This is a genomic window from Paenibacillus sp. OK076, from assembly GCF_900110055.1.
GTDB lineage: Bacteria > Bacillota > Bacilli > Paenibacillales > Paenibacillaceae > Paenibacillus.
The window spans coordinates 206,382-232,874 of the sequence record NZ_FOCH01000004.1; the positions used below are offsets into that span (position 1 = coordinate 206,382).

General features: G+C 47.9%; 23 protein-coding genes. 14 read left to right on the forward strand and 9 right to left on the reverse strand.

The features are described 5' to 3' along the window. Positions 1-164: 164 nt before the first annotated feature. Positions 165-1,064: a glucose 1-dehydrogenase gene (locus tag BMY78_RS25750; RefSeq protein ID WP_090904180.1), complete on the reverse strand. Its 900-nt coding sequence runs from the start codon at positions 1,062-1,064 to the stop codon at positions 165-167. Between the two features lie 168 nt (positions 1,065-1,232). Between BMY78_RS25750 and fosB the strand changes: the two genes are divergently transcribed. Together fosB and BMY78_RS25760 are read left to right on the forward strand one after the other, a co-directional pair. Next, positions 1,233-1,652 (forward strand): metallothiol transferase FosB, encoded by a 420-nt coding sequence (gene fosB / locus BMY78_RS25755; protein ID WP_090904181.1) that lies wholly within the window; start codon positions 1,233-1,235, stop codon positions 1,650-1,652. 129 nt (positions 1,653-1,781) lie between these two features. Further along, complete coding sequence (locus tag BMY78_RS25760) at positions 1,782-3,593, forward strand: S9 family peptidase (protein ID WP_090904182.1); 1,812 nt, start codon at positions 1,782-1,784, stop codon at positions 3,591-3,593. A gap of 173 nt (positions 3,594-3,766) precedes the next feature. On the opposite strand, the gene BMY78_RS25765 is transcribed toward BMY78_RS25760, so the two are convergent. The 4 genes from BMY78_RS25765 to BMY78_RS25780 form a co-directional block, all read right to left on the reverse strand. Continuing rightward, the gene (locus BMY78_RS25765) at positions 3,767-4,804 is read right to left on the reverse strand and encodes a phosphotransferase family protein (RefSeq protein ID WP_090904183.1); all 1,038 of its coding nucleotides are present in this window, start codon (positions 4,802-4,804) and stop codon (positions 3,767-3,769) included. A 21-nt stretch (positions 4,805-4,825) separates the two neighbouring features. Beyond that, entirely contained in the window at positions 4,826-5,800 is a 975-nt protein-coding gene (locus tag BMY78_RS25770) for an SMI1/KNR4 family protein (protein ID WP_090904184.1), read from the reverse strand. A gap of 166 nt (positions 5,801-5,966) precedes the next feature. Continuing rightward, positions 5,967-6,998, reverse strand: coding sequence for a ribonucleotide-diphosphate reductase subunit beta (locus BMY78_RS25775; protein WP_024632189.1), 1,032 nt, complete (start codon positions 6,996-6,998; stop codon positions 5,967-5,969). A gap of 158 nt (positions 6,999-7,156) precedes the next feature. Then, positions 7,157-9,490, reverse strand: coding sequence for a ribonucleoside-diphosphate reductase subunit alpha (locus BMY78_RS25780; protein WP_090904185.1), 2,334 nt, complete (start codon positions 9,488-9,490; stop codon positions 7,157-7,159). Positions 9,491-10,252: 762 nt separating this feature from the next. Here BMY78_RS25780 and BMY78_RS25785 point away from each other — a divergent pair. From BMY78_RS25785 to BMY78_RS25805, 7 genes are all read left to right on the forward strand, one after another. Beyond that, entirely contained in the window at positions 10,253-10,579 is a 327-nt protein-coding gene (locus BMY78_RS25785; RefSeq protein WP_024632187.1) for an MTH1187 family thiamine-binding protein, read from the forward strand. 207 nt (positions 10,580-10,786) lie between these two features. Next, positions 10,787-10,903 carry a YjcZ family sporulation protein gene (locus BMY78_RS33105; protein ID WP_208642743.1) on the forward strand — a complete coding sequence of 39 codons (117 nt, stop codon included), beginning with the start codon at positions 10,787-10,789 and terminating at the stop codon, positions 10,901-10,903. A 44-nt stretch (positions 10,904-10,947) separates the two neighbouring features. Further along, the gene (locus BMY78_RS33110) at positions 10,948-11,052 is read left to right on the forward strand and encodes a YjcZ family sporulation protein (protein WP_212677023.1); all 105 of its coding nucleotides are present in this window, start codon (positions 10,948-10,950) and stop codon (positions 11,050-11,052) included. A gap of 164 nt (positions 11,053-11,216) precedes the next feature. Further along, on the forward strand, positions 11,217-11,522 hold the full coding sequence (locus tag BMY78_RS33535) for a hypothetical protein (RefSeq protein ID WP_090904186.1): 306 nt from the start codon (positions 11,217-11,219) through the stop codon (positions 11,520-11,522). 575 nt (positions 11,523-12,097) lie between these two features. Continuing rightward, complete coding sequence (locus BMY78_RS25795; protein WP_090904187.1) at positions 12,098-12,694, forward strand: RNA polymerase sigma factor; 597 nt, start codon at positions 12,098-12,100, stop codon at positions 12,692-12,694. Beyond that, positions 12,691-13,671: an anti-sigma factor gene (locus tag BMY78_RS25800; protein ID WP_090904188.1), complete on the forward strand. Its 981-nt coding sequence runs from the start codon at positions 12,691-12,693 to the stop codon at positions 13,669-13,671. The genes BMY78_RS25795 and BMY78_RS25800 overlap by 4 nt, the downstream gene beginning before the upstream one ends. Before the next feature lie 241 nt (positions 13,672-13,912). Beyond that, a complete protein-coding gene (locus tag BMY78_RS25805) occupies positions 13,913-15,436 on the forward strand; it encodes an HD domain-containing phosphohydrolase (protein WP_090904189.1) in 1,524 nt (507 codons plus the stop codon). Here BMY78_RS25805 and BMY78_RS25810 read toward each other — a convergent pair. Next, positions 15,429-16,082: a phosphatase PAP2 family protein gene (locus BMY78_RS25810; RefSeq protein ID WP_090904190.1), complete on the reverse strand. Its 654-nt coding sequence runs from the start codon at positions 16,080-16,082 to the stop codon at positions 15,429-15,431. The genes BMY78_RS25805 and BMY78_RS25810 overlap by 8 nt on opposite strands. Positions 16,083-16,314: 232 nt before the next feature. Here BMY78_RS25810 and BMY78_RS25815 point away from each other — a divergent pair, with 232 nt between their 5' ends. The 4 genes from BMY78_RS25815 (at position 16,315) to BMY78_RS25830 (ending at position 20,320) form a co-directional block, all read left to right on the forward strand. Further along, positions 16,315-17,730: a sensor histidine kinase gene (locus BMY78_RS25815; protein WP_090904191.1), complete on the forward strand. Its 1,416-nt coding sequence runs from the start codon at positions 16,315-16,317 to the stop codon at positions 17,728-17,730. Positions 17,731-17,938: 208 nt separating this feature from the next. Further along, a complete protein-coding gene (locus BMY78_RS25820; RefSeq protein ID WP_256222440.1) occupies positions 17,939-19,096 on the forward strand; it encodes an MFS transporter in 1,158 nt (385 codons plus the stop codon). Between the two features lie 20 nt (positions 19,097-19,116). Further along, positions 19,117-19,797, forward strand: coding sequence for an oxidoreductase (locus tag BMY78_RS25825; protein WP_256222415.1), 681 nt, complete (start codon positions 19,117-19,119; stop codon positions 19,795-19,797). Positions 19,798-19,945: 148 nt separating this feature from the next. Next, positions 19,946-20,320, forward strand: a complete 375-nt coding sequence (locus BMY78_RS25830) for a RidA family protein (protein WP_024632179.1) — start codon at positions 19,946-19,948, stop codon at positions 20,318-20,320. Positions 20,321-20,419: 99 nt separating this feature from the next. Here the strand turns inward: BMY78_RS25830 and BMY78_RS25835 are convergent, their stop codons facing one another. After that, positions 20,420-21,178 carry a tryptophan-rich sensory protein gene (locus BMY78_RS25835; protein WP_090904194.1) on the reverse strand — a complete coding sequence of 253 codons (759 nt, stop codon included), beginning with the start codon at positions 21,176-21,178 and terminating at the stop codon, positions 20,420-20,422. A 655-nt stretch (positions 21,179-21,833) separates the two neighbouring features. Between BMY78_RS25835 and BMY78_RS25840 the strand changes: the two genes are divergently transcribed. After that, the gene (locus tag BMY78_RS25840; RefSeq protein WP_177185873.1) at positions 21,834-22,829 is read left to right on the forward strand and encodes an arsenic resistance protein; all 996 of its coding nucleotides are present in this window, start codon (positions 21,834-21,836) and stop codon (positions 22,827-22,829) included. A 165-nt stretch (positions 22,830-22,994) separates the two neighbouring features. Here the strand turns inward: BMY78_RS25840 and BMY78_RS25845 are convergent, their stop codons facing one another. Together BMY78_RS25845 and BMY78_RS25850 are read right to left on the reverse strand one after the other, a co-directional pair. After that, entirely contained in the window at positions 22,995-24,626 is a 1,632-nt protein-coding gene (locus BMY78_RS25845; protein WP_090904196.1) for a response regulator transcription factor, read from the reverse strand. A 5-nt stretch (positions 24,627-24,631) separates the two neighbouring features. After that, positions 24,632-26,458 (reverse strand): cache domain-containing sensor histidine kinase, encoded by a 1,827-nt coding sequence (locus tag BMY78_RS25850; protein ID WP_090904197.1) that lies wholly within the window; start codon positions 26,456-26,458, stop codon positions 24,632-24,634. Positions 26,459-26,493 lie beyond the last annotated feature (35 nt).

Below are 26,493 nucleotides of genomic sequence, written 5' to 3' on the forward strand. Positions count from 1 at the left end.
CGCCGGATCATTTACTCCTAACCCTCTTCGGAACAGATGACGTGTTCTCCTGCTGCCAACGCGAAATCCAACCTGACATGGCTCGTGAACGGGGATGATACAGTTGAATTCATATCAATGCAATTATATTTTTTTTACAAAGATTTGAGGTGTTCTCCAGATGACTAGGTTGTTACCATGTCGCCGCCATTGACATGAATGCACTCACCGGTGACATAGGAGGAGTCGCGAGATGCAAGATAGACGTAGGCAGCCGCAAGTTCATAAGGTTGGCCTGCCCGGCCCATCGGCGTCTCGGTTCCAAATACCTGTACATCTTCAGCGGAGAAGCTGGATGGAATGAGTGGTGTCCAGATGGGTCCCGGAGCCACGCAATTCACCCGGATTCCTTCCGATGCGAGCGATTTGGCGAGTACACGAGTCAGGGAGACGACAGCCCCTTTGCTGGATGAGTAATCGATCAGCTGCACTTCACCTTTATAGGCCGTAATGGAAGCTGTATTGATGATGGATGCTCCTTTGCACAGATGCGGGAGAGCCGCCTGAATAAGAAAGAAATAGGCAAACACATTCGTTTGGAACGTATGGTACAGCTGTTCTTCCGTAATATCGACAATGCTCGGCTGTACGTACTGCACGCCATGATTGTTAACAAGGACATCGATCTTTCCGAAGGTTTCCATGGTCGTACGGATGACAGCCTCGCAGTTTTTCTTCAACCGCAGATCAATCTCGATTAACAGACACCGTTGTCCCAGCTCTTCAATGCGTTCACGTGTCCTTTCGGCGTCGGTCCGTTCATATAAATAAGCGATGGTGATATCTGCACCTTCCTTGGCAAAAGCAATAGCTGCTGCTCTGCCGATTCCACTGTCACCACCGGTTATAATAGCAACCTTGCCTTCCAGCTTGCAGCTGCCAATATAAGCAGGATCTTCGCTGATCGGTTCAGGCACCATCAGGGTTTCCAGACCTGGCTGCAGGTCCTGATGCTGGGGCGGGAAAGCCAACTTTTGTGGCTTGCACACCGTTTTCTCACCGTAAAAAGGATAGACAGGATTCATTCGGTTTACATCCTCCTCGCACGTTCGTTCATACGTCTAAACTATGCATTCGCCCAGAAGAAGGTGCGGCAGGAGCAAGAAGGGCATTTGTTTTTGGTCCAAAATATACCATAATAAGGATGTAGCTATTGCAACAGTTCATTAAAATGTGGAGGTGTAAGGAGCCAAATGAATATTCAGGGGATTAATCATCTGTGCTTTTCCGTATCCAATCTGGAGCGGTCCATTACCTTTTATGAGCAGGCTCTCGGTGCCCGTATTCAGGTGAAAGGCCGGAAGCTGGCATATTTCGAACTTGCCGGACTGTGGATCGCTTTGAATCAGGAAGATGTTATTCGCAACTATACGGAACGAACGTATACACATATTGCCTTTACCGTAAAAGAAGAGGAATTCGACGAATCTGTGCAGCAGCTGCGAGCAGCCGGGGCTCACATTCTTCGCGGAAGACCACGTGACCCTAAGGATGCATTATCCGTTTATTTTACCGATCCTGATGGTCATCTGTTCGAGCTACATACCGGAAATATGAAGCAAAGGCTGGAATATTACAGGGAAGACAAACCCCATATGACCTTTTATACGTAATCAATGAGTTAAAATGGAAAAAAATGTGCCATATCTATTGTACAAACAATGGATGTACATATAATATGGACAAATATACCCTTAATTTACCACCGTTTGATACTTAGTTCATACTTAAGGAGGTTTGTCATGATTCAGTTTCCCAAACCGGATGTAGAACAGTATTTCCAGACGTATCGGATTTCCCATTTTGCCGTATCGGCCGATGAGAAACGTTTGTTTTTTGACAGCAATCTGAATGGCCAGCCCAATATCTGGGCGATGGATCTGCCGGGTGGCTACCCGTATCCTTTGACATATTTGAATCAGAGCAGCCAGTTTATCAAACCAGACCCAGAAGGACGTCATATTCTCACGGCGTTTGATCGGGACGGGGATGAGAATTATCATCTGTATGCACTTCAACCGGAAGGCGGGGTCCCATTTCCTGTCGTTCCGGCAGAGCCCAATGATCGTTGTTATTTCTCCCATCTGTCCGAGGATGGACAGCGTCTTTATTATATGACAAGTAGGGATAACCCGAACTATCTCAATTCACGCCGGATTAACCTGGAAACGGGAGAGGATGAGCTGCTGCATCAGGGGGAAGAGGTCACAAGCAATCTGGTTACTGTGAGTTCGGATGAACAGGCCTATGTGATCTTGAATGTATACTCCAATACCTACCAGACAGCATACGTGTATCGGAACGGTCAGTCAGAATCCATTATTCCAGTCTCCGAGCGGCAGAGTCAGGTCTCGTATGTCTTATTTGCAGACAATAATCGGCTTCTGATGATTACAAATGATAATGAACCGTACACCTATGTGGCCGAATACCGGCTGGATACTCATGAATTTCGTCCTCTGTGCAAAGTGGAGGGAGAAGACGTGGATATCATCCGCTGGCACAAGGATTCAGAGACGTTATACTTCTGGACGTTTACAGGTCCCGAGAATCGGATGTACGCGCTGGACAAAGGTTCGGAGCAGCCTCGGCGTATGGACATGCCACTGGATACGGTGGAAGATGTGACGGTTACCAAGGCCGGCAATGTGTATATCTTGGGGCGTGGAGCTATCCAGCCGCATAATATCTATCGGTTGATGGCAGGTAGTGAGTCCTGGGAACCGTTGACTGCGAATCGGGTAACAGGGCTTGATCCGAGCGATCTCGTCTACCCGGATGTCATTCGATATAACTCCTATGACGGACTGGAGATCGAAGCGCTTTTTTTCAACGCGAAGCCGGAGCAGGCTAATGGTTACACAGTATTTTGGCCGCATGGGGGGCCACAGGCATCGGAAGCGAAATTCTTCCGTCCGATGTTCCAAATGATGCTGGCTCAGGGTTATCATATTTTTGCTCCGAACTTCCGAGGGAGCACTGGATATGGCGCCGAGTTTGGCAAAATGGTCGAGAGAGATTGGGGCGAGGGCCCAAGGCTGGACTGTGTTGCCGGTATAAACTGGCTCTTTGACGAGGGTATCTCATCACCGGATCGCCTGTTTGTGGTGGGAGGCAGTTACGGCGGGTATATGACCTTGCTGCTGGCAGGGCGTCATCCGGAATTATTCCGCGCTGCGGTCGATATTTTTGGACCTAGTAACCTGTTCACCTTCCTGGAATCCGTGCCGGAAGACTGGAAACCGATGATGGACAACTGGCTGGGTGATCCGGTCCGTGACCGCGAACGTTTAACGAAGGACTCACCAATTACGTATCTCGACCAGATGGTGAACCCGATGCTGGTCATTCAAGGGGCCAATGATCCAAGGGTCGTCAAGGCGGAATCCGATCAGATCGTGACCGCGTTGCAGGGGAAAGGGGTAGACGTGGAATACATCGTTCTGGATGATGAAGGCCATGGCTTCTCCAGAAAAACGAATGAGATTCTCGTTTATCGGCGGATGCTGGAGTTTTTGCAGAAACATCAGGAGTCACCCGTCGCACAGGCTTAAGGTGAGCGAGGTTTCGTCTTTGATCGAAATATATATGGGTATGACGAAAACCGCCAGAGATCATCCTTGATCTTTGGCGGTTTCATTCGTGCTCCCGCATGTTGGGCGACATATATGGAACGATACATACCTTAGTTTGGAGGGTTGTTATCCATTGGGAGACCTGTCCAAATCTACTCATCCAGCAATGCGAGAATTGAATCGATGGACTGCTCCGCCCACTGTGCAAAAGGCAGGTCGGCTGCCCACGTCACTTGTCCTGTTGCTTTGGCTTCACCCCACCACAAGATACGTTGATAGAGCAGATGCATGCTGAGACGTGTACGGAAGTGTTGGCATTTCTCCTCATCTGCTGCACAGACCAGATCCCGGTAGCAGCGAAGGAACTGTGCGGCCAGTTCTGGTTGACCCTCACGAACATACCTGGTGGATATTTTGGTTAGGTCGGCTGTGCCGTCTCCGAAATAGGCGGTTGTAAAATCGAACAGACCACTAATCTGCCACCCTGAAGAACGGCTGTCCAGATTTTGAATCAAAATATTCTCGACCTTGAAGTCTCCCATGACAAAACCCGGAACAGCTTTGGAACGAAATGCCGGTTCAGCATTCTTGAATTGCTCGTCCACCCACTGAACATCTTCATTCGTAATCACCGAGTACTGTTCAGCATCATGTAACCAGTGACGAATGGTTCCGTACAACCAGTCCAGATAATCGCCTGCAAAGGAAACAATCTGCTGCGCTACAGGGTCATATTCCCCGGCATCAGGCACCTTCCAGCGGTGCAGTTCAGCCAAAGTATGGGCAAACATACAGGCGATTTCTTCCTGATCTTGCTGTGACAGTGAAGCCTGGAATGTTGGATCATACAGGTGATTCCCGGGCAGGCGCGGCATTATGGCATAACTCCAGCCTAGCAGATGGGTATCTTCATGTAATAAATATGGATCAGGGACAGGAATGGACGTATGTTTCGCCAGTTGTTCTACAAAGAACTTTTCTTCCTGTAACTGTCCTGCATATAAAGGATTGCCTTTCAGAACATACTCTCCACGGGAAGAGCGAATGAGCAGGGTCTGACCCATAACCCCTTTATCCGTTCGTCGATAATCTTCAAGGGTTCCCAGGTCAAGCTCATTCAGCGCATCCTGCAATGAAACTGCGGCCACTTCGCCAAGTTGATTGGAACCAAAATATATACGGGTTGTCATATGGTCGGACCCTCCTGGATTTTAGTCCTCATTCTCTTCGTCAGACAGGTCATACGTATCCTCATCGACCAATCCACGGATGAAAGCTTCAAAATTCGGCGCAAGATATGTAATCTCATAATCATTTTCCTGATCCACATGAACTACACAGGGTTCACCTTCAGGACCACAGAAGCGATAATCCAGCATAACGACATCATGACCAGCGGATGGACAATCACAGATCACAATCCCCAGATCGGGGTATCCCCAATCTTCGATCATGAACCGACTTCCCAGCTCACCAGCGAGTGCGTATATTTTATCGTGTCCGATTCCCATAAGGCTTGAAATGGCTATGTGATCCTCAGCCCATGAAGTTGCTTCTTTGGTGGGAAATACAGTGAGCGCAGGTATACCGCCGTTCTGCGTATTCATCAGTTGAATATAGGATGCGGGCAGCTTGTAACCTAGTTCTTGCTCAATAGACACAATTTCTTCTTCGTCAAATGGGTCTGATACATGATTGTCCTGCGCATAATCGCTCTGTACCCAGAACGTTGCAGGATCATAAGTCCCTGAAGCGGCTCTTAGATGGTTCTGTATACCGCTCTGCTTGAATGCGGCAAGCTCCTCTTCATGACGCTGGCGATCTCGACGCATCTTGTCCGCTTCGGGACGAATCTGACGAAGGAATTCCAAGGTAGATTCATCGTGCGGCATGAGTTCGTCCGCTCTCTCAAAAGCCAAAAGTGCTTGTTCATAGTTGGCGATATAACAGTACGCGTAACCCAAGCGATATTGCCAGAGCGGGTCAGATGCCCCTTGTTGATGAACAGAAAGCAATTGCTCGACAGCTTCGCGATAACGCCCTGTATTATTATAAGCTCTGGCGAGCTGGCCGATGAGATTATAGTCTCGTTCCGTTTCCGGTATAGCTTCAATACGTTCAATGATACGTCCAAATTCATCCTGCTCATGCCACGATTGGAGTTGTTCCAACAGTTCACTTTGCATTACGTAGGCCTCATTTCAGTAGGGGATGAGAATCTCTTCCAACTATTTTACAAGGTTCAGAGATAAAAAAACACTCCTGCTTGTAGACAACCACGATGGCTTTCTACTAACAAGGAGTGCTTTAATGTAATAATTATGAATGATTGAAGAATGCAATTAGCTGGGTTTACAGATCGTCAAATCCGTTATCGTCGCCGACTTTGCCGTAGTTACGGGATTTGGCTTCGAAGAAGTCTGTTTTCGTCGCATTCAGCGCTTCGTCGGAGAATGGTTTGATCCAAGGCATGCAGTTCACATCCACGCCTTCATAAGCTTTTTCCATACCCATCAGACGCAGACGTTTGTTAGCGATGTACTTGATGTAGTCTTCCAACTCATTCAGGTCAATTCCGCGTACATTGCTGAGTGTGTAGTGCGCCCAGTTGGTTTCGAGTTCAACGGCACGGTTAATCGTTTTGTACACATAGTCCATGTTCTCTGGTGTGTTCAGTTCAGGGAAGTCTACCAACAGCTGTTTGTACACTTCAGCGAAGAAGTAGCAGTGTTGGTTCTCGTCACGCTGAATATAAGAGATCATTTGGCTGGTTGCCATCATCTTCTGGTCACGGGCCAGGTTGTAGAAGAAGGCAAATGTACTATAGAAGAAAATACCTTCAAGTACCAGATCGGCTACCATAGCCTGGAAGAACGTCTGTGGAGACGGGTTATCCCGGAAGGTTTGGTAGATGTCGGCGATGAACCGGTTACGGTCAAGCAGCACCGGATCATGTTTCCAGTATTCAAAAATTTCCTTTTGCTCCCGATCGGATACGATGGAGGACAGAACGTAAGAGTACGATTGGTTGTGTACAACTTCCTGTTGTCCGATGATTGCCGAGATCGCTTCCAGTGAGGAATCCGTGAAATAACGTTTCACGTCACCTACAAACATTGTTTGCATGGAGTCCAATACAGCGAGCAGGGAGATATTGACTTTGAATGTACGCTGTTCTTCCGGGTCCAATTGGGCAAATTGGGAAGCATCCTTGGACATTGGAATTTCATCCGCGATCCAGTGGTTGAGCAGCAGTACTTTATATAGTTTGTACATATGAGGCATACGAATATCGTTCCAGTTCAGAATGCCTGAGCATTCCCCTTCAATGATACGGGTAGACTGGTTAGGCGCTTCGGTATTGAAAATTTTCTGCAATTGCATAATCCGTTCACTCCTTTTGTAACATCTATATCAACATCTCATGATGTTGTGGTCGTGTTTTGGGCAAAAAAGTACCAGGGCAACGCCATTTTGCAATCAAAACAGGATGCCCTGGTGGTCATCGTAGATCTAGTGAGCTTTCAGCATCACGATAAACATTAGCTTGCGCAAGAATCGCATTCTTCAATAGTCAATGCCCGACTGCGGACATAATAAGTTGATTTAATGCCGGCTCTCCAGGCGTGCAGATGCAGTTCCAGGAATTCCGTTGCTTTGATATCTGGACGAACATACAAGTTGAAACTTTGTCCCTGATCGACGTGACGCTGACGGGCGGCAGCCATATTGATGGAAGCATGTTGATCCACCATGAACGCTGTTTTGTAGTACCAGATCGTTTTTTCGGACAGGTCAGGTGCCGGGTTGGCAATCTTATATGTCGTTTTCTCTTCATAAGACAACAGTTCGTAAAGCGGATCAATGCTGGCTGTTGAACCGGCAATGATGGATGTTGAACCATTTGGTGCAATGGCGAACAACCAGGCGTTACGTACACCGTTTTGCTGTACTTGTGCTTGCAGTTCTTTCCATTGTTCAGTTGTAACGAATTGACCTACGCGTTCACCAGTCGTGTAATCCCGTTGGTCGAAGTATTTACCCGTTTGCCAATCGGAACCTTGGAATTTCGGATAATGTCCTTTTTCCTTGGACAGCTCCATGCTGGCTTTTACGAGCAAATAGTTAATTTTTTCATACAAGTTATCGTTATAAGTGACTGCTTCTTCCGATTCCCAACGAATGCCTTCAAGAGCAAGTAGGTGATGGAGTCCGAATGTTCCCAGACCAACTGCACGGTATTGACTGTTGGTGTATTGGGCTTGCAGTACTTCAATGTTGTTAATGTCGATTACGTTGTCCAGCATACGAACCTGAATCGGTACCAAACGCTCCAATACATCATGAGGTACAGCACGTGCCAAGTGAATGGAGTTCAGGTTACAGACTACGAAATCGCCCGGCACTTTGGAAATCACGATGCGGGTTTGTCCATCTTTGGTTACGAGTTCTTCCTTTTCAACAACAGTTGCAGATTGGTTCTGCATGATTTCCGTACAAAGGTTGGAAGAGTACACCATGCCGTGTGCACTGTTCGGGTTCGCACGGTTAACCGTATCCCGGTAGAACATGTAAGGCGTACCGGTTTCCAGTTGGGATTTCATAACACGTTTCATGATGTCAATCGCCTGAACCGTGATCCGGGACAACAGCGGGTGGTTGACCGCTTCTTCATATTTCTCACGGAACGCGCCTTCGCCTACGGACTCATCATAGAAATCTTCCAGTCCGAGTGGACGACCGTTCTCATCTTTCCAGCCCATCACTTTTTTCGTTTCATGCGGGCAGAACAGGCTCCATTCGCCGCGGCTGGCTACTCGCTCCATAAACAGGTCAGGCAGGCAGATGCCGTGGAATACGTCATGCGCACGCATCCGCTCGTCACCATTGTTCAGCTTCAGATCAAGGAAGGCCAGAATGTCTTTGTGGAAAACGTCCAGATAAACGGCGATCGCACCTTTACGTGTTCCGAGCTGGTCTACGCTGACCGCAGTATTATTCAGTTGACGAATCCAAGGGATTACGCCAGAACTTGTGTTTTTGTGACCACGGATGTCCGAACCGCGAGCTCTGACTTTACCGAGGTAAACGCCGATGCCGCCGCCCATTTTGCTGAGACGTGCTACATCTGTGTTGGAATCGAAGATGCCCTCAAGGGAATCATCCACGGTATCAATGAAACAGCTGGAGAGTTGTCCAGCCACCTTTTTGCCCGCATTGGACATTGTAGGTGTAGCTGCCGTCATGTACATGTTGCTCATTGCCCAGTAAGCTTCTTTAACGAGATCCATACGTCTCTCAGCAGGCTCCTGATGCATCAGGTACATCGCGATAACCATGTAACGCTCTTGAGGCAGCTCCATGACTTTTCCGTCAAAATCATGAGCCAGGTAACGTTCTGCCAGTGTGAGCAAGCCGATGTAGTCGAACAACAGATCGTTTCGGTAGTCGATGCATTCAGCAAGTTCGTCGATCTGCTCTTTGGTGTAACATTCCAGCAGTTCTTCGCGGTAGATGCCTTTCTTCACAAGATCCACTAGAAGCGGGTGGAAAGCACCGTAAGGCTCTTCTGGGTAAGATTTGTATCTGCGGTTGGTTGCCGCTTTCTTGTAAAGGGAAGTAAGCAGGGAGCGTGCCGCTGCAAATTTCCAGTTAGGCTCTTCCTTCGTTACCAGTTCCAGCGCGCTCATCATAAAAGCGTTGCTGATCTCGTCTCCGGTCACTTCGTCACGACGGAGCTTGCTGTTTACCCCGCGTACCAGACGTTCCTTGTCGAGCATGTCCAGTCCTTCCAGAATACGATCTGCATATACCGAGATGCGCATATCATCAAAGGCAAGCTGGCGGTTGTTCGGCTTGGTCACAACTTGTGGCATGAATATTCCTCGCTTTCGCATGTTTAAGAGATAAATTGGAGAAATTCTTTATATAAAGAATTGAGTGTCTTCTTACGGTGAGATAAAGAAAATAGCTGCATATTGCGGACTGAACGGCGGTGATCGCGAGTCTTGCCTTATCTTGCACATAGGAGCAGCACGCAGAACATGGTCACATAAAAAGCATTCTCTCTGCCTATTGGCTGAAAATGCCCATGGATGTTCTGAGTTCCTTGCTGTCTTTAAAGGTTCATAAAGAGACAGAAAAGGGTGCTTATGTAATCTTTTGTCTATAAGCAGACACGCCTGTAAATAGAGGATACCGGTGCAGTCCAAATAGCCCCGTTGACCTCCGAGTCAAGTCTGTTTCGAGAAAACGATTTACACCTACAGGGACGTGCCTTTGGAGGTGATTTCATCCTGTTTTTCGCGAGATTTCAGAAGATGACTAATAGAAGTGGGGTAATTCAATTTTACTACATTTTGTTGCTGTTCTCTAACTGTAACCCAACATATAGTGTTTGTAAACAGGGTCAACACAGTGAAACGTAATTCCGAGTATACCATTTAAGCCAGGATTCCGCAAAGGAAAAGGACTGGAAGATTTGAAGATTTATCAAAAAAAAATTTTGGTCAAATCAGATGACGTTATCACGTCAGTTTGAATTATGCCTCCTTCAACTGGTAGAATAAAAACAGGCAAAAATCGACTAAAAATGAGCGGCACCGGTAACTTGCGGGGCCCAAGGGAGGCGGAGCGAAATGGCAATAGCAGAAGTGACCGTAATTCCAATTGGCACCGGGACAACCAGCTTGAGCAGTTATGTGGCAGACATGCAGAAAGTATTGGAAAACCAGCGGGGCATTACATATCAGTTGACCTCCATGAGTACCATTATCGAAGGCCCGCTCAATGAAGTATTTACAGCCATTGCGGCTCTGCATGAAGCTCCGTTTCTATCGGGAGCTCAGCGTGTCTCCACCTCCGTCAAGATTGACGATCGTCGTGACAAACCGGATGCCTCCAGTGTGCAGAAGCTGCAATCGGTTCAGGAGAAACTGGCATCCCGTCAGGCACGGCCGAACTAACGGAAGTCAGCAGCGTACGGAAAATGGCTTTATACAATGTACTGCAAGTCTCTGTCTGAGGCTTGCAGTTTTTTGCATTCAATGGGAACAGCGGAAAAGGCATTTTGCTTTCCTTCATAGTGACCTGCCCAAATTTAACCAGAGCCCGATCTAGCGTGTGATTTTTGCATATAGTGAACTGTACCTCAAATCAAAGGAGGGTTTTCAATGAGTGGAGTAGTTGGAGGAGTAGGTTACGGTGTTGGCGGAGCATGGACATCGACTGGCGCCATTTTGGTACTCTTCATCCTGTTGGTCATCATCTCTAAAGCATTCCTGATCTAATAAGAGTATCTGGACCCTAATACTTTAGTAAAGGAGGGTTCCCCATGAGCGAAGTTGGAGGCGTAGGATACGGCGGCTGGACATCGACTGGTGCAATCTTGGTTCTGTTCATTCTCCTTGTCATTATCACTAAATCTTTCTGGGTATAATGTGTTGAACTCCGCCTTAACCGGTGGGGTTTTTTTTGGTTTAAGGACAAGCCTATATCCATAGTGAAAACGCCTATTTTGTCAAAGTAGGGCCATAGCCCGGTCCAGAGGTAGGCATAATACATAGCTTAGGGGTGTAGGCAAATGTTAAGGAGGAATGAACAATGAGCGAAGTAAAACCGAATTCACCGAACGGACAGGGACACGTATACGGATACGTGGGAGGGTATGAGCACATGCATGGATACACAGGTCATGAAATGCATGGGTACGGGTATGGTTGTGGAACAATGCCAGCGGGCTATGGCTACGGATACGCTCATCATCCCAATCATGCGCCAATGCTGCACGGTTACCACCAAGGTTGTGGAACTTCCTATGGACACGGCGGGGGAAGCTGGGGATCGATGGGTACGATTCTCGTACTGTTCATCCTGTTGGTTATTATCTCCAAAACAATGTTTATCTAAATTGTGCAACAGCAACTGTATTAGGGAGTTGATCCATACAACTCCGTTGAAAGGCACCGAGATTGTATCGGTGCCTTTTGGCTGTTTGGACACTATTTATTAAAAATGGACATGGAAAAACACCCGGAACCCAATTCCGGGTGCTTTGTGTATGTTTTCAATCTTCTCAAGAATAAGTGACATCCAAAACAACAAAAGCCCTACCTCTCTTTTGTCCTTGCGGCTCCGATGACCGCGCCAGTGTGAATGGGAACATCTTGTGAAACTCTGTACTACCGGGTTATTGTGATTCAGGTTCTTCAATCTTCATAGGTTAATGTGCATATTCGCTGCGGTCGCAGCATGAAGAAAATATTCCGGGGTTTAAAGAAGACAGAAAATCATATGAGGTTGTTTAAATACCAACTCTTATAGTGTACCACAGGCTGTAATTTTTTGCAATAAAAAGGAAGGTTGAAGCTTTTTTTGAAAACAATTGCGAAAACATTTCAGATTATTTCTTCAATAAGGTAATCCTCTTCAAATGATTCTGCGTAGGTTATAATAAGAGGGATGACACGGAAAGGGGCCCTCGCATGACTGAATCAATAGAGGACAGCAGGTTGATGCGGCAGATTGCGGAGCGAGATGCTTCTGCACTGGAGCTTTTATATGACCGCTACGAGCGGGCGGTGTATTCTTTTGCTTATCGGATCGTTGGTGATCCAATGACAGCAGAAGAGACTGTCCAGGAATTATTCCTGCGGGTTTGGAACAATGCTGAACGATATGAGGCCTCACAGGGGAAGCTGACCACGTGGATGTTCGCCATAACGCGCAACATTGCAGTGGACATGCTGAGGCGAAAATCCAAAAGCGCAGCTACAACCTCAGTGGAGAACGAAACACTGGCGGCCTATGCCGATGAACATACAAATACAGAAGAAGAAATAGAGCGCAAGTGGGAAGGTGTCCGAATCAAGGAAGCCCTGTCCCAGTTGAATGGTGACCAGCAACAGGTCATTGAATCGATCTATTATGCAGGTTTAACCCAACAAGAGGTATCCAGCAGATTCGGGATTCCGCTGGGTACAGTAAAGAGCCGTGTCAGGCTTGCGATGCGGCAGCTTCAGAAGCTGCTCGCCGATGCTGAAATGCATCCGGACGCGGGAAGGGAGGGCATACATCCATGATAGAACGACATGAGGAATGGTCTGATCTGGCACCGGTGTATGTGCTGGGAGGACTCGAAGCGGAGGAAGTGGCAGCATTTGAAGCGCATTTGGCCCATTGTGAGTCTTGTCGCCAGGAGGTGAGGGAATTGCAGGAAGTAACAGGCTTCCTGCCACTCGCGGCGGAACCTGTTGCACCGCCGCCTGGCATGCGAGCACGTGTGCTGGGCAACGTGCTCGGACACGCGCAGGAGAGCGCCGAAGCGAAGCCGGCGGCTGCTCCTGCGCAGCCTGAAGCACCCGCGGTGCTTCAGGAGGATCTTGCGCCGCAGCATGAAGCGGCGCAGCCCGGGCAAGGCTTGCCGCCGGAGACGGCGGTGCCTGCAGCCCGGGCAGAAGAGGCTGCACAGGCACAGCCGTGGCAGCCTCAAGGGCGCGCGCGTGCGCGCAGCAGCCGCGCCTGGCGCATAGCGAGCGCAGCCCTCGCGGCAGCGGCGCTTGTGCTCGGCATCTACGCCGGGCAGCTGCAAGGCCAGGTCGATTCGCTGAAGCAGCAAGCTGCGGGCTCATCAACAGTGGAAGAGCAGCTTGCTCAGGCGCAGGCGCAGAATGCGCAGCTGCAAGAGCAGCTTGCTTCATCCCTGCAGCCTGCACAGGGAATGCAGACAGGCGAAGCCGTCAAGCTTAGTCCTGCGACACAGGACATTGTGGCCCAAGGACTGGCTACTATCGTTATTGACAGCAAAGGCACTCACCTGGTCGTACAGGCGGAGAACCTGCCTACGCTTGAAGGCAAAGAGGCGTTCCAGGTGTGGCTGATCAAGGGTGATACACCTCAGAATGCGGGGACCTTCCTGAGCCATAATGGAACGGGAGCAGTATACTACACGTTAGACTCTGTCAATGACTACGACACGGTCGCGATCACACTTGAACCGGATGCGATGGGTGATGAGCCGCGTGGTACAATGATTCTGGCTGCCAAGATTAAAGGATAAGAAATGTTTTGCCATATCAGGCTGTTTCCTACGGGAGGCAGTCTTTTTTGTATGGTTGTACGCGTACATATAAGTAGATGAGCGATTCATAGTTAATTCCAGTATGGGGGGTTCCCGTCCGTGAAATGAATTAATTTTTTCAGTCCGAATAACCGATAACAAATAGGAGGCTGTACCCTTGATCTCCCTCTGTGGCATCAATGGGGAGAACTGGTTTACACCTAGAGAGTGAGGGGTTGGGGTGGAAGTATACCGTTCATTTATCTTTCGTCTGATACGAAATTATCTTATCGGTTCGATGGCGGCTGTTTTTGTGGTAGGTACAGTGGTTATGGTGTCTACCTTACAAATACCGAATATTCAATTTGTACGCCTCATTTTCATTGTGTTGATTTCACTATTGTTCATGCTTGTTGCTGAACTGATTACGCTCTGGGCACAACTTGGCCCCATTCGGCAATTCTTTGCCGCCGAACATCATGAAGAGTCCGAACTGACGAAGATGTATGAAAGGATTCACCGGTTTCCGGGACAAACGATTTATCGTATTTTGGGTCCGCATATGCTTGGTTTTTCCCTGCCTGCTGCCGGATTGACATTATGGATGATCTCCACGGGATGGCTGGAGTTTCCTTATGGCTACGTAGCCGTTGCAGCTGCGTGTGCCTTATTGATTGCCGTGATGCATGCCCTGATTGAATATTTTCTGACGGTTCGAACCGTGAGACCGCTGCTGCTGGAAGTTCGCCGCAGAGGTAAAGAACAGCATGGTATGGAGCCCTCTCTCGGAGGACGTGTTCTGGTGTCCATTCAGCGTAAATTTCAGCTGAGTACGGCGCTGATCGGTTTATTTCCATTATTTCTGTTCTTCTTGGCTACATCGATCCGTCTTCAATATATGGATAGCGAGTTTGCGAAAGAGTATACTCTGTGGGCCATTCTTATCGTTGTGCTGGGCGGGGGCTTCGCCCTTGTGGGAAGCTGGCTGCTGATTCGGGATGTTCGCGGTCCAGTTGCGGAGCTGACGGAGGAGATGAACCGAATTCAAGAGGGAGACCTCGGCAGAAGAACGCCTGATCTCTACGCGGATGAATTTTCTGCACTCATCTCCGGATTCAATATGATGATTAATCGGCTTGAGATGAGACAGGAGCGCAATCGACAGTTGCTGCAAAGTTATTTTTCCACCTTGGCGGCTGCATTGGACGCAAGGGATAAATATACGGCCGGTCATTCCATGCGGGTGGCAGAGTATTCCCTTATGATTGGCAAGCTGAGCGGCATGAACGAAGAGCAAGCAGATTTGTTATACAAATCAGCACTGCTGCATGATATCGGGAAGATCGGCATACCCGACGAAGTGTTATTGAAAGATGGAAAACTCACCGATGAGGAATTTGCCATCATTCGCACACATCCCGTTCTTGGAGAGAGTATTTTGTTACAGATTGAACCGATCGATGCGATGGCAGATTTTCTGCCGGGTGTAAGGTCTCATCACGAAAGATATGATGGCAAAGGGTATCCGGATGGCATAGCAGGCGAAGAGATTCCGCTATTTGGCCGTATCATTGCCGTGGCTGATGCTTTTGATGCCATGACGTCTGATCGTCCGTACCGGAATGGGATGAGTCATGAGAAAGCGCTATCTATTTTGGAACAAGGAAAAGGGACCCAGTGGGATCCCTATTTTGCAAGCTTGTTTATTGATGAATGGAGACGACAACAGCATCTCCAGAAATCGTCGGAGCGAGGGGTCAGCTGATCCCCTCTGTCCACTTCGATTCTTTTCTGCGACGACGGTGCAGCGAGAGCCCGGTGATAATTGTGAAAATGCATTCACCCAGTACGACCGCACCAAGGGCGTCATAGATGACATGTTGTTTAATCATCAAGGTGGATAATATAATCAGTGCTGCCCCGGCAGCAACCAACACCTTAACCTGTTTGCGAATGCTCTGAACGGAGAGAACAGCACGCATCACCAGATAAGAATGAAGAGCATGAATACTTGGAAAACAATTATATGGACGGTCCTGGCTGTAGAGCCACCCAAGAAGAGATGCACCGAGACCTGTACCTGTTAACTCGGGACGCGGCACCATGGTCTGAAAATTAAAGTAGATCAGGTAGCAGATCCAGACACAGATGTTCATGGATAACAGGACGCGATAATAAGTGAGCCGATCCTTGGCGCATAAATAAGCCAGCACACCGAAGACAAACGGATACCAACCCAGATAGGGTATGGACATAGATGGTACATAAGGGATGATCCGGTCCAACGGGGAATTCAGCACATAGAAACCACGTTCCGGACTATTCAGAATATCATAGAACATCCCCATGACAGCCAAGGAAAGCATCAAGCTTAACGACAGCCAGTAGGATTTGCTTTTTAACACGTGCACAACACCGTTTCTCCTTTCATCCAGGTCCGCAAGGAACTGGATCACAGCAAATAAAATCGAACAACAATATATTCTACTACTTTCGGCGCACAAATTGAATCCTGATTTGTGTATTTTTGTGCATTTTTTTGACGACGAAGCAATGTCGAAGGTTGAATGGGCATGATATGATAGAGATGCATACGAACTATAGGTTTTATGTCAATGAATACACGACAACAGGAGTGAGTGAATGCAATTTTCAAAAATGTTCGTATTAAATATGGGGATGCTCATTACCATTGCTTACCTTGCTAGTGTGTTCTATAAATACATCGTAATACGAGCTTCATCACAAGTAAAACAGATCAGTTCGTTGTTTGTGCTTATTTTTGCAGGCTGGATCAGCACGGTATTTGGATTTCAGCTTAATGATGAAGTGGTTTTCGATCTTCGCTTTGTTCCTTTAATTGTTGCCGTTTTGACGTACAGACAACCCTATAGCGTTATTATTGTTGGTGTTGGGATTGGACTGACCCGTTTAACTTTCGGTATCAATGATGCTACGGTGGCTGCACTGATCAACATGTCAATCTTGGGTGTGCTGTGTGCAGGGTTAAATATATGGATGAGACGCAGTGACTACAGGCTAATTGTTAAAGGTATCATCGTCATATTGATTGTAAATGTGGTCAATAGTGTGAACATTGCTATCGTCGGCGTTATCCCGGCTACATATTTTTTCTCTCATATTATGCCGTATACCCTTCCTGTTGGCATTTTACTTAGTCTTATTTTTGCTTTTATTTTACGAGATTTCCAGAACGAACAGAATCGGATTTTGCTCATCCAGAGCACCAATCGTTTGTTGTCTGTCCAAAAAGAAGAGTTGCAGAAAGCCCAGATTGTGCTGGAAGACCGCGCCAAGCAGCTGAGTATTGCTTCCCAGTACAAATCGGAGTTTCTGGCGAATATGTCGCATGAACTGCGAACACCGCTGAACAGTGTTATTAACTTTGCCCAGATGATCAGCGAGAACGGTGATACGATGGAGCAGGAAGATGTCGTACGTTTTGCCACAATGATTGAACATTCGGGTCAGGAGCTGCTAACGTTAATCAATGACATTCTCGATCTGTCCAAAGTGGAGGCGGGCAGACTGGATATTGTCTTGGAGGATATCAGTATTGCACAACTCACGGAAGATGCCATGACTCACTTTCAGCTGGTTGCTGAGAAAAAGGGAGTAGAGCTGCAATTGGTCAAAAAGCCAGGATTGCCAGAGACCCTCTGGTCTGATCCCCAGCGAGTCCAGCAGATATTACGTAATCTCATGTCCAATGCCATCAAGTTTACGGTTAAGGGGAAGGTCACACTGACCGTGAGCACCAAGCAAATCAAGAAGTCAGGCATTCTGAGTCAATGGATTGTTTTTTCGGTGCAAGATACAGGAATTGGCATTGCCAAAGATAAACATCAGTCCATTTTTGAAGCATTTCAACAGGCTGACGGGTCCATCACCCGGAAATTTGGGGGTACAGGACTTGGCCTGTCCATTAGTAGGGATCTGGCGAGATTACTGGACGGATCGATCGAACTTGAAAGCGCTGAAGGCAAGGGTAGTACCTTCTATCTCTACCTTCCGTTGAACCGTGAAAAAATGAGTTGACAACCTTCACGCTGTGAGTAGAATTTGGGGTGACAACTAGCATCGACCGGCACATGAAACCCGGTCTAAGGAGTGTATCCCCATACAGAAGACGGTCAACGTTAACCCTCCTCCGTTTGTAGGCAAGCCACGGCGCAAGGGTTCGACACAACGCACGAATTTATCCATTGCAACATGGGAGGGTGTACCGGCAATTATTTTGCAGACGTTGCTGGGAGGCCCATTTTTAACCGGATTTCTGCTGTACCTTGGGGCCGGGTCAAGACATATTGGCTTTGTGCTCGCTATTACAACGTTTGTCAATATCGCCCAGATTGGAGCGGCTTACTGGATGCAGCGCATTCGCAGCCGCAAACGCATGCTTATATTGTTTGTGGGGGTGCATCGCATCCTGTGGAGTTCGACGGGACTCATTCCGTTCCTGTTTCCCAAGGAGTGGTGGGTAGGCATTTATATTGGTGTGTATACGGTTGCATTCATAGCCAATACGATTGGCGGGATGATCTGGACCTCGTTGATTGGAGATATTGTTCCTGCCAAGGTGAGAGGGCGTTATTTCGGAATCCGAAACACGATTCTGAACGCACTTGGAAGCGCATGCTTATTTGCGGGAGGCATCGTTCTGGATCGTTTCCCCGGAGAGACTGGCTTCTTAATCCTGTTCATTCCTGTGTGGATCTGCGCCATAGCCAATACGGTTATTTATTTCTTTTATCCGGATGTACCGTTTGAACGTTCAACTGAAAAGGTTTTTTGGGGGATGTTCAAAAAGCCGTTTCAGGATCCTTCCTTTCTGAAGGCTGCACTGTTCCTCGCGGCCTGGTTACTGATCCAGACGTTGATCGTTCCACTATTTTCCTATGTAATGCTTGACCTGCTTAACATTAATTATCAGACGGTATCCATCATTACTGTAGTGCAGACGCTCGTCATGATGGCCGGATTCTATATCTGGGGCAATCTGAACGCGAGATTCAGCAACAAAACCTTATTATTTTGGACATTACCGATCATCGCCTTCTCCTGTCTGTCATGGGGATTGATGTCGTTTATGCCTGTTTTGATAGCGCTTTTTTTATCCCATATTTTTCTCGGTATTGGTGTGGGTGGATTCAACCAGCTTGCCTTTAACTTCACAATCGGGGATACACCGAAAAGCGAAAGACCTATGTTTGTCGCTGTGTATTCGGCACTGACCGGAGTGACCTCGTTTCTTGGACCACTGATTGGTGGCTGGTTATATGAGAGAATGGAAACCTGGCCAGATGCGATGAATTGGGTTTCCGCCTATGGATTCCAAGTGGGTGTTGGTGCAGCGATGCTGGTTCTTACGTTTACGCTTGGACGTCGTGTGCTTCTGAAATAGAGAGATGTGGAGGGATGTACTTGGAGAATCACGAACGGCAAGCTCTTGTGATTGGAGCCACTGGGCTTGTGGGTGGACTATTGGTACGCAGCTTGCTTCAGAATCCGGCTTATGGCCGGATTCGTGTATTGGTCAGACGCCGGCTTGAATTGGAGCATCCAAAGCTGGAGCAGCACATCGTGGATTGGGAACAGCTTGAGGAGCAAAAAGATCTGTTTCGCGATGTTGATGACTTATATTGTTGCTTGGGTACAACGATTAAAAAAGCCGGAAGTCAGGAAAACTTCCGGCAAGTGGATTTTCACTACCCCGTTAGAGCTGCCAAACTTGCCAAGGAGCAAGGTGTATCCCAGATGCTTGTCATTTCTTCCATGGGAGCCGATGCCGGGTCACGGGTATTTTATAGTCGGACCAAGGGAGAGATGGAAGACGCGTTATCGGCTATCGGTTTACGTTCACTGCATATATTCCGTCCGTCGTTAATCCTCGGAGATCGCAAAGAAAAACGGTTGGGTGAGCAGTTGGCAGCTCATGCCATGACGTTTCTGGATCGCTGGATGAAAGGCAGAGTGGATAAATACCGGGCAATCCAAGCTGCAACCATAGCTCGGGCCATGATAAACATTGCACTTGTTCAAACCAATGGAAACCACGTCTATTCCAATGATGTTATTCATGTGCTTGGACTGGATGAGTCCTGAGATATTCATGGTTTGCCCATATCGGAATGAGAGCTAAGGATAGACGTTTCTTGCCTGGGCGGGATCATGTTATAATAAGCTTCAAAAATGAGTTCGAGGCTTGTCTCCTTGCGGCGGCAGGACAGCGAACATGAAGGAGAACTCGTCCATGAAAAAACCAATCTCTACCGATCAGGCGCCAGGCGCTATTGGTCCATACAGTCAGGCTGTTGAAGCAGGCGATTTCATCTATACATCCGGTCAGCTTGGCCTCAACCCGCAAACAGGGGAATTTGGAGCCGATGTACAGGAGCAGACTCGTTTGTCCCTGAGCAATGTGAAGGCCATCCTTGAAGCAGCAGGCACGAGTATGGACAAAGTTGTGAAAACGACGGTTTTCCTGAAAGATATGAATGATTTTGTTCCGGTAAACGAAGTGTACAGCACGTTCTTCGAACAGCCTTATCCGGCACGCAGCGCAGTTGAAGTTGCTCGTCTGCCGAAGGATGCACTTGTGGAAATTGAAGTCATTGCCCTCAAATAGGGGAAACTGATATCCGCCAAGTAAGAAAGATACATAAAAAGCCGATTTCGGGTCATATGACCGAAATCGGCTTTTTGAATTTAAATGAACAGATCCGGATTAATCCCGATCCTGATTACGGGCGAAGAACAGCCATACCGCATAAATGGCCAGTACGATCGCAATGATAATTGCCGTATAATACACGGAGGTGACGTCTTTTTGTTTGAGTGCGATGGCAATGTATGCCCATGTAAAGACAAGTGGGTATACACTATCCCGGTAAGGAAAGCTCACCAGTACAGCCAGCACCAGGCCTACAATTAACATGATGATGGTCCAGGTAGTTTCACTGAGTCCAAAGCCATCCCAGCCAATTTTATATAATAATACAGCCGCATTGATAATGGTTGCCACGCTAACCCATCCAAGATATATGCTGAACGGCAGCTTCACAAGCCAGATTTCGGCAGTTGTAGGAAGGGTGATTGCACGCGTTTTTACATACAACATGATAAGGGTGAGCAGAAGCAGGACGATGACGACTAAGGCGAGACCGATTTTGAGATTTTGAAAAGCAAAGATCCACGCTACATTAAAGGCACAACTTGCCAGAAACCAGTAACCGAGGCGGGTAATGGAGTCCCTTTTCCACGAAGAGGGAACGAATTGATAGATGACAAAGCCAGCGAGCAGCAGATAGATCAGTCCCCATATGGAGAAAGCATAGCCCGAAGGGGTGAGCAATACAGGGTACATATCCGATACTTCCTTGTTGGTCCTGCCTCCGATCGGCAGCGCGTTGGAAAGGTAGTTTACTACGATAACAGCGATAAACCCAATCGCGTTTAACCACTTGTACGGATTGTTACGTGACATTGTGTTTCCTCCTTGGTTTAACAAAAATGAATGAACCACGGGTCAGTCTATAATGAATATACCCAGTTCTTTCGCATTCTAATAAGAAGCCGCAAAAAATTCACAGGATCATTGTCTGACTGTCCTGCGGTTTGCCGCTCTCTTATTCGTTGTGCTACGTCTCAATGTACGCTGGTTGAAGCAGAGTTATGTTAATCCATGAAATTCTATCTTATTAATTTGGCTGGTAAGTTTATCTATATTTTGTTCATAACGTTCTGCTATACTCAAATTTAGGAGAAATGTAATCGGTGGGAAGACACGGCGAAGCTGCTCCGAAAGGAGGTGGAGCCGTGTCCCTTGATTTGATCGTGAAGATTCTGGACGCTTTATTAAAGATCGTCAGTATTTGTACTGGCCTGATAACTTTATTTGGCGTAAAGAAGACACGTAAAAACAAGAAAAACCACCGACGATAGGTTGGCCCCTTAATTCGGTGGTTTTTCATGCATTTGAAGTTCGCGCCGTGGTCACCCATCGGTCTTTTGTCTGGATATCCGCAATGTTAGCGCATTGCGGATATTTTCATATTACCCAGAACTGCTTTCTAATATGACAATAACATATACTACAACTCACTACAAACGTACAATTATCATTTTGATATTGTGATAAAATGCTAATTCTCAGAGGGAGAGGAAGAAGGTTGTTTACGAGAGAAACGATGGAGAAGCAACAAACGTGGTTTTATGTCGTGGCCCTATTCGTGGGAGCAGCGATTGGGCTGGGCACCCCTGAATGGGGGGCAGCGATGCATTATACGGTTTCACCTGTGCTTGCCATTTTGTTATATAGCATGTTTGCACAGATTCCTTTTTTACAGCTCAAAGAATCCTTGTCTAACCTGCGATTTATTGGTGCTTTGCTGGTCGCTAATTTTATCGTTGTACCTGTGGTTGTGTCATTGTTAACCCTGGCGTTTCCACAGCCTCCGGCCGTGCTCATCGGCGTTTATCTGGTACTACTAACCCCTTGCATTGATTACGTCATTGTTTTTACACAGTTGGGTCGGGGCAATGAGAGACTGATGCTGGCTGCAACGCCAATCCTGTTTGTTATACAGATGGTTTTATTACCGGTATATTTGTGGCTGTTCATCGGGAAGGAAGCGGCACAGGTCATGCAAGTGGGGCCTTTCGTGGAGGCTTTTCTGTTCCTGATCGTTATTCCGTTGCTGTTGGCTATTCTTACGCAATTTGTGACCAAAGGCAAGGCCGGAGGAGAACGGGTGATGAACGCAACCGCCTGGTTGCCTGTACCCCTGATGGCTTTGGCATTGATAGTGGTTGTCGCGTCGCAAATCGGGAAGGTCTACGATGATTTTGCTGTAATTGTGGATGTTCTGCCCATCTATATTATTTTTCTGATGGTTATGCCCTTCATCTCACGAATCGTAGTGGCTCTATTCCGATTGGACACAGGCGCAGGCAGGGCCGTTATTTTCAGTGCAGGGACCCGGAATTCACTTGTTGTTCTGCCATTGGCACTTGCATTGCCGCAAGAGTGGGCCACAATTGCTGCCGCAGTGATTGTAACCCAGACGATCGTCGAGCTGGCAGGAGAGTTAATCTATGTTCGTATTGTTCCTTCCGTCATACTGCGGGATCGCTGATCCCTTAGAAAAGAAGATCAGAGTGTATCCATCAATATGCATTCATATATGTAAAAGGGAAAGGGGCTATTCCCAGAGTCATGAACATGACGGGATGCCCCTTTTATCGTTTAACGAATCGAGCATGTTCTATTAGACAGATTTTCAACAGATCCGGCGTCTCAATTAAGCATTTCCGTCAGATAACGTTTTGCGGTACTCCCCCGGTGTGATGCCCTCCATTTTTTTGAACACTTTACTGAAATACTTCTCGTCCTGATAGCCGACCATCTCCGAGATTTTTGCAATTCGTAGTGAAGGATTCTGTAACAGCAGCTTGGCGTTATTGATTCGCAGTTTGCCCAAATACTCCGACCAGTTCAATCCGAACTGCTGTTTGAATTTGCGAGATATATATTCACGACTCAGGTAGAACCGTGCAGCAATCTGCTGCAGAGACAGGTCTTCCTGATAATGAGCATCCATATAACGAGCGATCTCACTCATTGGGTCCGGTGTGGCGTGATGATGTGCGGTGAGGGCTTTTCCGGCTGCGAGCAACCGCTGTTCCAGCAGGGAGCGGAGCAAGGGCAGTGATAACAGCCCATCATGATCCAAAGGCAATTCGGCGAATGGAATGGATTGTTCCTCTATCGCTTCATCTTCCTCCTTCGGTGGGGCGCCGGCGGCATCGTCGAGCCAACGGCCAATCATCCATTCCATTTCATCCATCCATTGCTGTATCTGCTCTGCAGTTATGACATCGAGCCGGGTGATGGGATCAATCCATTCTGAAACGGCATTGGACACGCTGGAAGCGCGCCCGCTCATCGACGCGAGACGTAAGGACTCCTCAAAGGTAGATAACCGCAGCCCTTTGTTTCCGTTGGAGGGCTCCAATGCATTGTGAATACACCGCTTCATTTGCAAGGCATTGCGTCGCCACAACCGCAAACTGGCTTCCTGATAGGCTCCCGAGGTTCCAGTAGGGTAAAACTCACAGCTGGAGATACCAAAATGGAGACGGCGTTGGATGATCTGTTCCAGACCATCGTTCACTTTTTCGAGAATGGTTTGAAGTGTCGAGCACTGACCCCAATACAGGAGAACGACTTCATCCGGCTGATCAAGCTGGCGGAACACGACACCTTCGGCAGGTGGGGATAACATCTCCGCACAGATATTCAGAACGGAGAATACAAGAAGGTCAGGCTGGCTGCGATATTTTGCCAAGCATTGAGCATCGAGATGCGAAAGGCTGGTGACGGCCACACTGCAACTGTCGATATCCTTGGGCAGATTTAATTCATCCCGCAGCCGCTGGAATTGGGTATTGTTGCTTCCGCGTCCCACGACAAGCTCTGTGAGCAGTCTGTCATGATAATGCGGACGCATCTGATTAACCACCATGGATTGTCTTGTGGACTGCACACGAACGGCATCGGCTTCTTTCCAGGCATCGACTGCCCTAAATAAGGATGAATTCAGTTCATCTGCTTCGACTGGTTTGAGCAGGTAGTCCGTACCCCCATATCGAATCGCATGTCTGACCAGTTCAAAATCATCATATCCGCTGATGACCAGTACCTTGCTGTGTGGGGCATGAACAGATATCCATTCGAGCAGAGCCATACCATCCTTGCCAGGCATTCGCATATCGCTGAGTACAATTTGCGGTTGATGGGCCGTGATGGCAGCGACCGCTTCGTGACCATCTGCCGCTTCATACAAGGTATCAATTCCTGCGGCTTCCCATTGACCAAGCAGCTTTATCGCATCGCGGACGTGTTTTTCATCATCGACAATCAAGGCTTTCATGTTGTTCACTCTCCCGCGTATATTTTGACTGTGATCTCTACGCCATTCGGTTCCATATTGCCAATCGTAAGCGTCGCATTGTATCCCGGAGGTGAGTTCAGTTGCAGTCTGCGCATCACGTTACGCAATCCAATCGACTCAGTCTCGTCCGGTTCCTGAGAGGAATCGGAAGATATAGATTCCGGACGCAACCAACGCTGAATCTCGGACAACTTCTCTTCGGGTATGCATGGTCCGTTATTTTCCAGTCGAATCTGAATCCAATCGTCAGCCGTTCGCTGACTGGATATGCGTATCCTGCCTTTGCCAGGCTGAACATCTGCTCCATGCTTAAAGTAATTTTCAATTAAAGGCTGCAAGGTCATCCTCGGCATTTCGGCGCGCAGGGTATCTTCGGCAAAATCCAGTTCAACTTCCAGGCGGTCAGCGAACCGCTCTTTTTGCAGTTCCAGATAGAGCCGTGCATGCTCGGCTTCTTCGTTCAAAGTGACCCGGGTCTGGTCACGCATGCTGTAGCGCAGCATTTTGGATAGGGAAGAGAGCAGCACATACACCCGTTGTCCTTGCTGTTGAAGCGCCAGTGTACCGATAGATTGCAACGTATTATACAGAAAATGGGGATGGATTTGGGCTTGCAGCGCTTTGAGCTGATTGGTTTTATTCGCTATTTCAAGGCGATATTCCCGCAAAATCAAGTTGTTCACCGTATCCATCATATCCCGGAAATGACGGGCCAGCACACCGATCTCGTCCCGACTCGTTAAACGGATATCCACATGCAGGCGTCCTGCCTGAATCTGGTTCATATAACGCATTAATTGCTTGAGCGGTCCGGTGATCCGGATCGAGATGAACAGGGTTGCCACGATGACCAATAACAGTGCGGCAATAGCGATCATGGCATTATTCCACGTTAAGGTGGTGGCACTCGCGTAAAGTGTTTCATTCGGAATCTGTTTAACAATGGTCCAGTCTGCAAATTGGCTTCCTAACTGCTGGTACACATACATGGAATGATCCTGTTCAAAATGACCTGAAGCGCTCTGTGCTGTCCCTGCAATGGAACGTGCCGAATTCAGCTCAGTCGCTGCCTCCTGCCGTAATGCATCCGTTCCGCTGACTTCCGACTTTCCCTCGTAAATAATCTGGTTCTGATTGTCGATGACATAGATCTGTTCCTTTGTCGGATCATACAGTCTGCTGCAGATTTCGGCAATGGTATCCATGTTCAAATCGATGGCGAGTACACCCAACCGTTCTGTTGATGGCACATCCTTGATCACACGATGAAGGGTAATCACTGTTCTTGGTGGATCATCCGCAGACGCTGCCTTGAAGCCGTAGGAATGACTAAGGTGCGCCGATTCGACCCAGATATCCTGACTTTTAGCGTCCGATTTTCCATGAAGCGAGTCAGAGTAGGCCTGTTTGCGCTCTTCCCGCTTCGGGAAAGGGTTCGCAATTAATGTCGATTGATTGGCAGCAAAGGAGTGCAGATACAGCTGGAATACATCGGGTACAGCCGAACGTATCGTCTGCAAGGTGGTGTATACCTCGGCAACTGCACGATAGTCGCCGGGAATTTTCGCCAGATTCCGTAGAAAATTTGGATCGTTGTACACAGCAAGCGAAGCTCTTGCCACGTTATCCACGTAATTGTTGAGATTGGTGGACGCCTGGAAAATCAGGCGTTTGTTCTCTGCGACGGCCTGCTCGCGCAGGGCGGTTTTGGTCTGGATAAACGTCATGCTGATGGATGCCAGCAGCGGAATGGTTGTGGCAATGAGCATAAAAGCGATTAGCTTGGTGCGAATGCTGTAGTATTTTGACATCGTGACACCCCTTCTGGTTGCAGGTTAAGAAAGGA

What these genes read in the sequence shown, in the direction of transcription:
- BMY78_RS25750 (WP_090904180.1), bottom strand. Translation starts at nt 1,064, where the DNA reads ATGAATCCTGTCTATCCTTTTTACGGTGAGAAAACGGTGTGCAAGCCA.
- fosB (WP_090904181.1), top strand. Translation starts at nt 1,233, where the DNA reads ATGAATATTCAGGGGATTAATCATCTGTGCTTTTCCGTATCCAATCTG.
- BMY78_RS25760 (WP_090904182.1), top strand. Translation starts at nt 1,782, where the DNA reads ATGATTCAGTTTCCCAAACCGGATGTAGAACAGTATTTCCAGACGTAT.
- BMY78_RS25765 (WP_090904183.1), bottom strand. Translation starts at nt 4,804, where the DNA reads ATGACAACCCGTATATATTTTGGTTCCAATCAACTTGGCGAAGTGGCC.
- BMY78_RS25770 (WP_090904184.1), bottom strand. Translation starts at nt 5,800, where the DNA reads ATGCAAAGTGAACTGTTGGAACAACTCCAATCGTGGCATGAGCAGGAT.
- BMY78_RS25775 (WP_024632189.1), bottom strand. Translation starts at nt 6,998, where the DNA reads ATGCAATTGCAGAAAATTTTCAATACCGAAGCGCCTAACCAGTCTACC.
- BMY78_RS25780 (WP_090904185.1), bottom strand. Translation starts at nt 9,490, where the DNA reads ATGCCACAAGTTGTGACCAAGCCGAACAACCGCCAGCTTGCCTTTGAT.
- BMY78_RS25785 (WP_024632187.1), top strand. Translation starts at nt 10,253, where the DNA reads ATGGCAATAGCAGAAGTGACCGTAATTCCAATTGGCACCGGGACAACC.
- BMY78_RS33105 (WP_208642743.1), top strand. Translation starts at nt 10,787, where the DNA reads ATGAGTGGAGTAGTTGGAGGAGTAGGTTACGGTGTTGGCGGAGCATGG.
- BMY78_RS33110 (WP_212677023.1), top strand. Translation starts at nt 10,948, where the DNA reads ATGAGCGAAGTTGGAGGCGTAGGATACGGCGGCTGGACATCGACTGGT.
- BMY78_RS33535 (WP_090904186.1), top strand. Translation starts at nt 11,217, where the DNA reads ATGAGCGAAGTAAAACCGAATTCACCGAACGGACAGGGACACGTATAC.
- BMY78_RS25795 (WP_090904187.1), top strand. Translation starts at nt 12,098, where the DNA reads ATGACTGAATCAATAGAGGACAGCAGGTTGATGCGGCAGATTGCGGAG.
- BMY78_RS25800 (WP_090904188.1), top strand. Translation starts at nt 12,691, where the DNA reads ATGATAGAACGACATGAGGAATGGTCTGATCTGGCACCGGTGTATGTG.
- BMY78_RS25815 (WP_090904191.1), top strand. Translation starts at nt 16,315, where the DNA reads ATGCAATTTTCAAAAATGTTCGTATTAAATATGGGGATGCTCATTACC.
- BMY78_RS25830 (WP_024632179.1), top strand. Translation starts at nt 19,946, where the DNA reads ATGAAAAAACCAATCTCTACCGATCAGGCGCCAGGCGCTATTGGTCCA.
- BMY78_RS25835 (WP_090904194.1), bottom strand. Translation starts at nt 21,178, where the DNA reads ATGTCACGTAACAATCCGTACAAGTGGTTAAACGCGATTGGGTTTATC.
- BMY78_RS25840 (WP_177185873.1), top strand. Translation starts at nt 21,834, where the DNA reads ATGCTAATTCTCAGAGGGAGAGGAAGAAGGTTGTTTACGAGAGAAACG.
- BMY78_RS25845 (WP_090904196.1), bottom strand. Translation starts at nt 24,626, where the DNA reads ATGAAAGCCTTGATTGTCGATGATGAAAAACACGTCCGCGATGCGATA.
- BMY78_RS25850 (WP_090904197.1), bottom strand. Translation starts at nt 26,458, where the DNA reads ATGTCAAAATACTACAGCATTCGCACCAAGCTAATCGCTTTTATGCTC.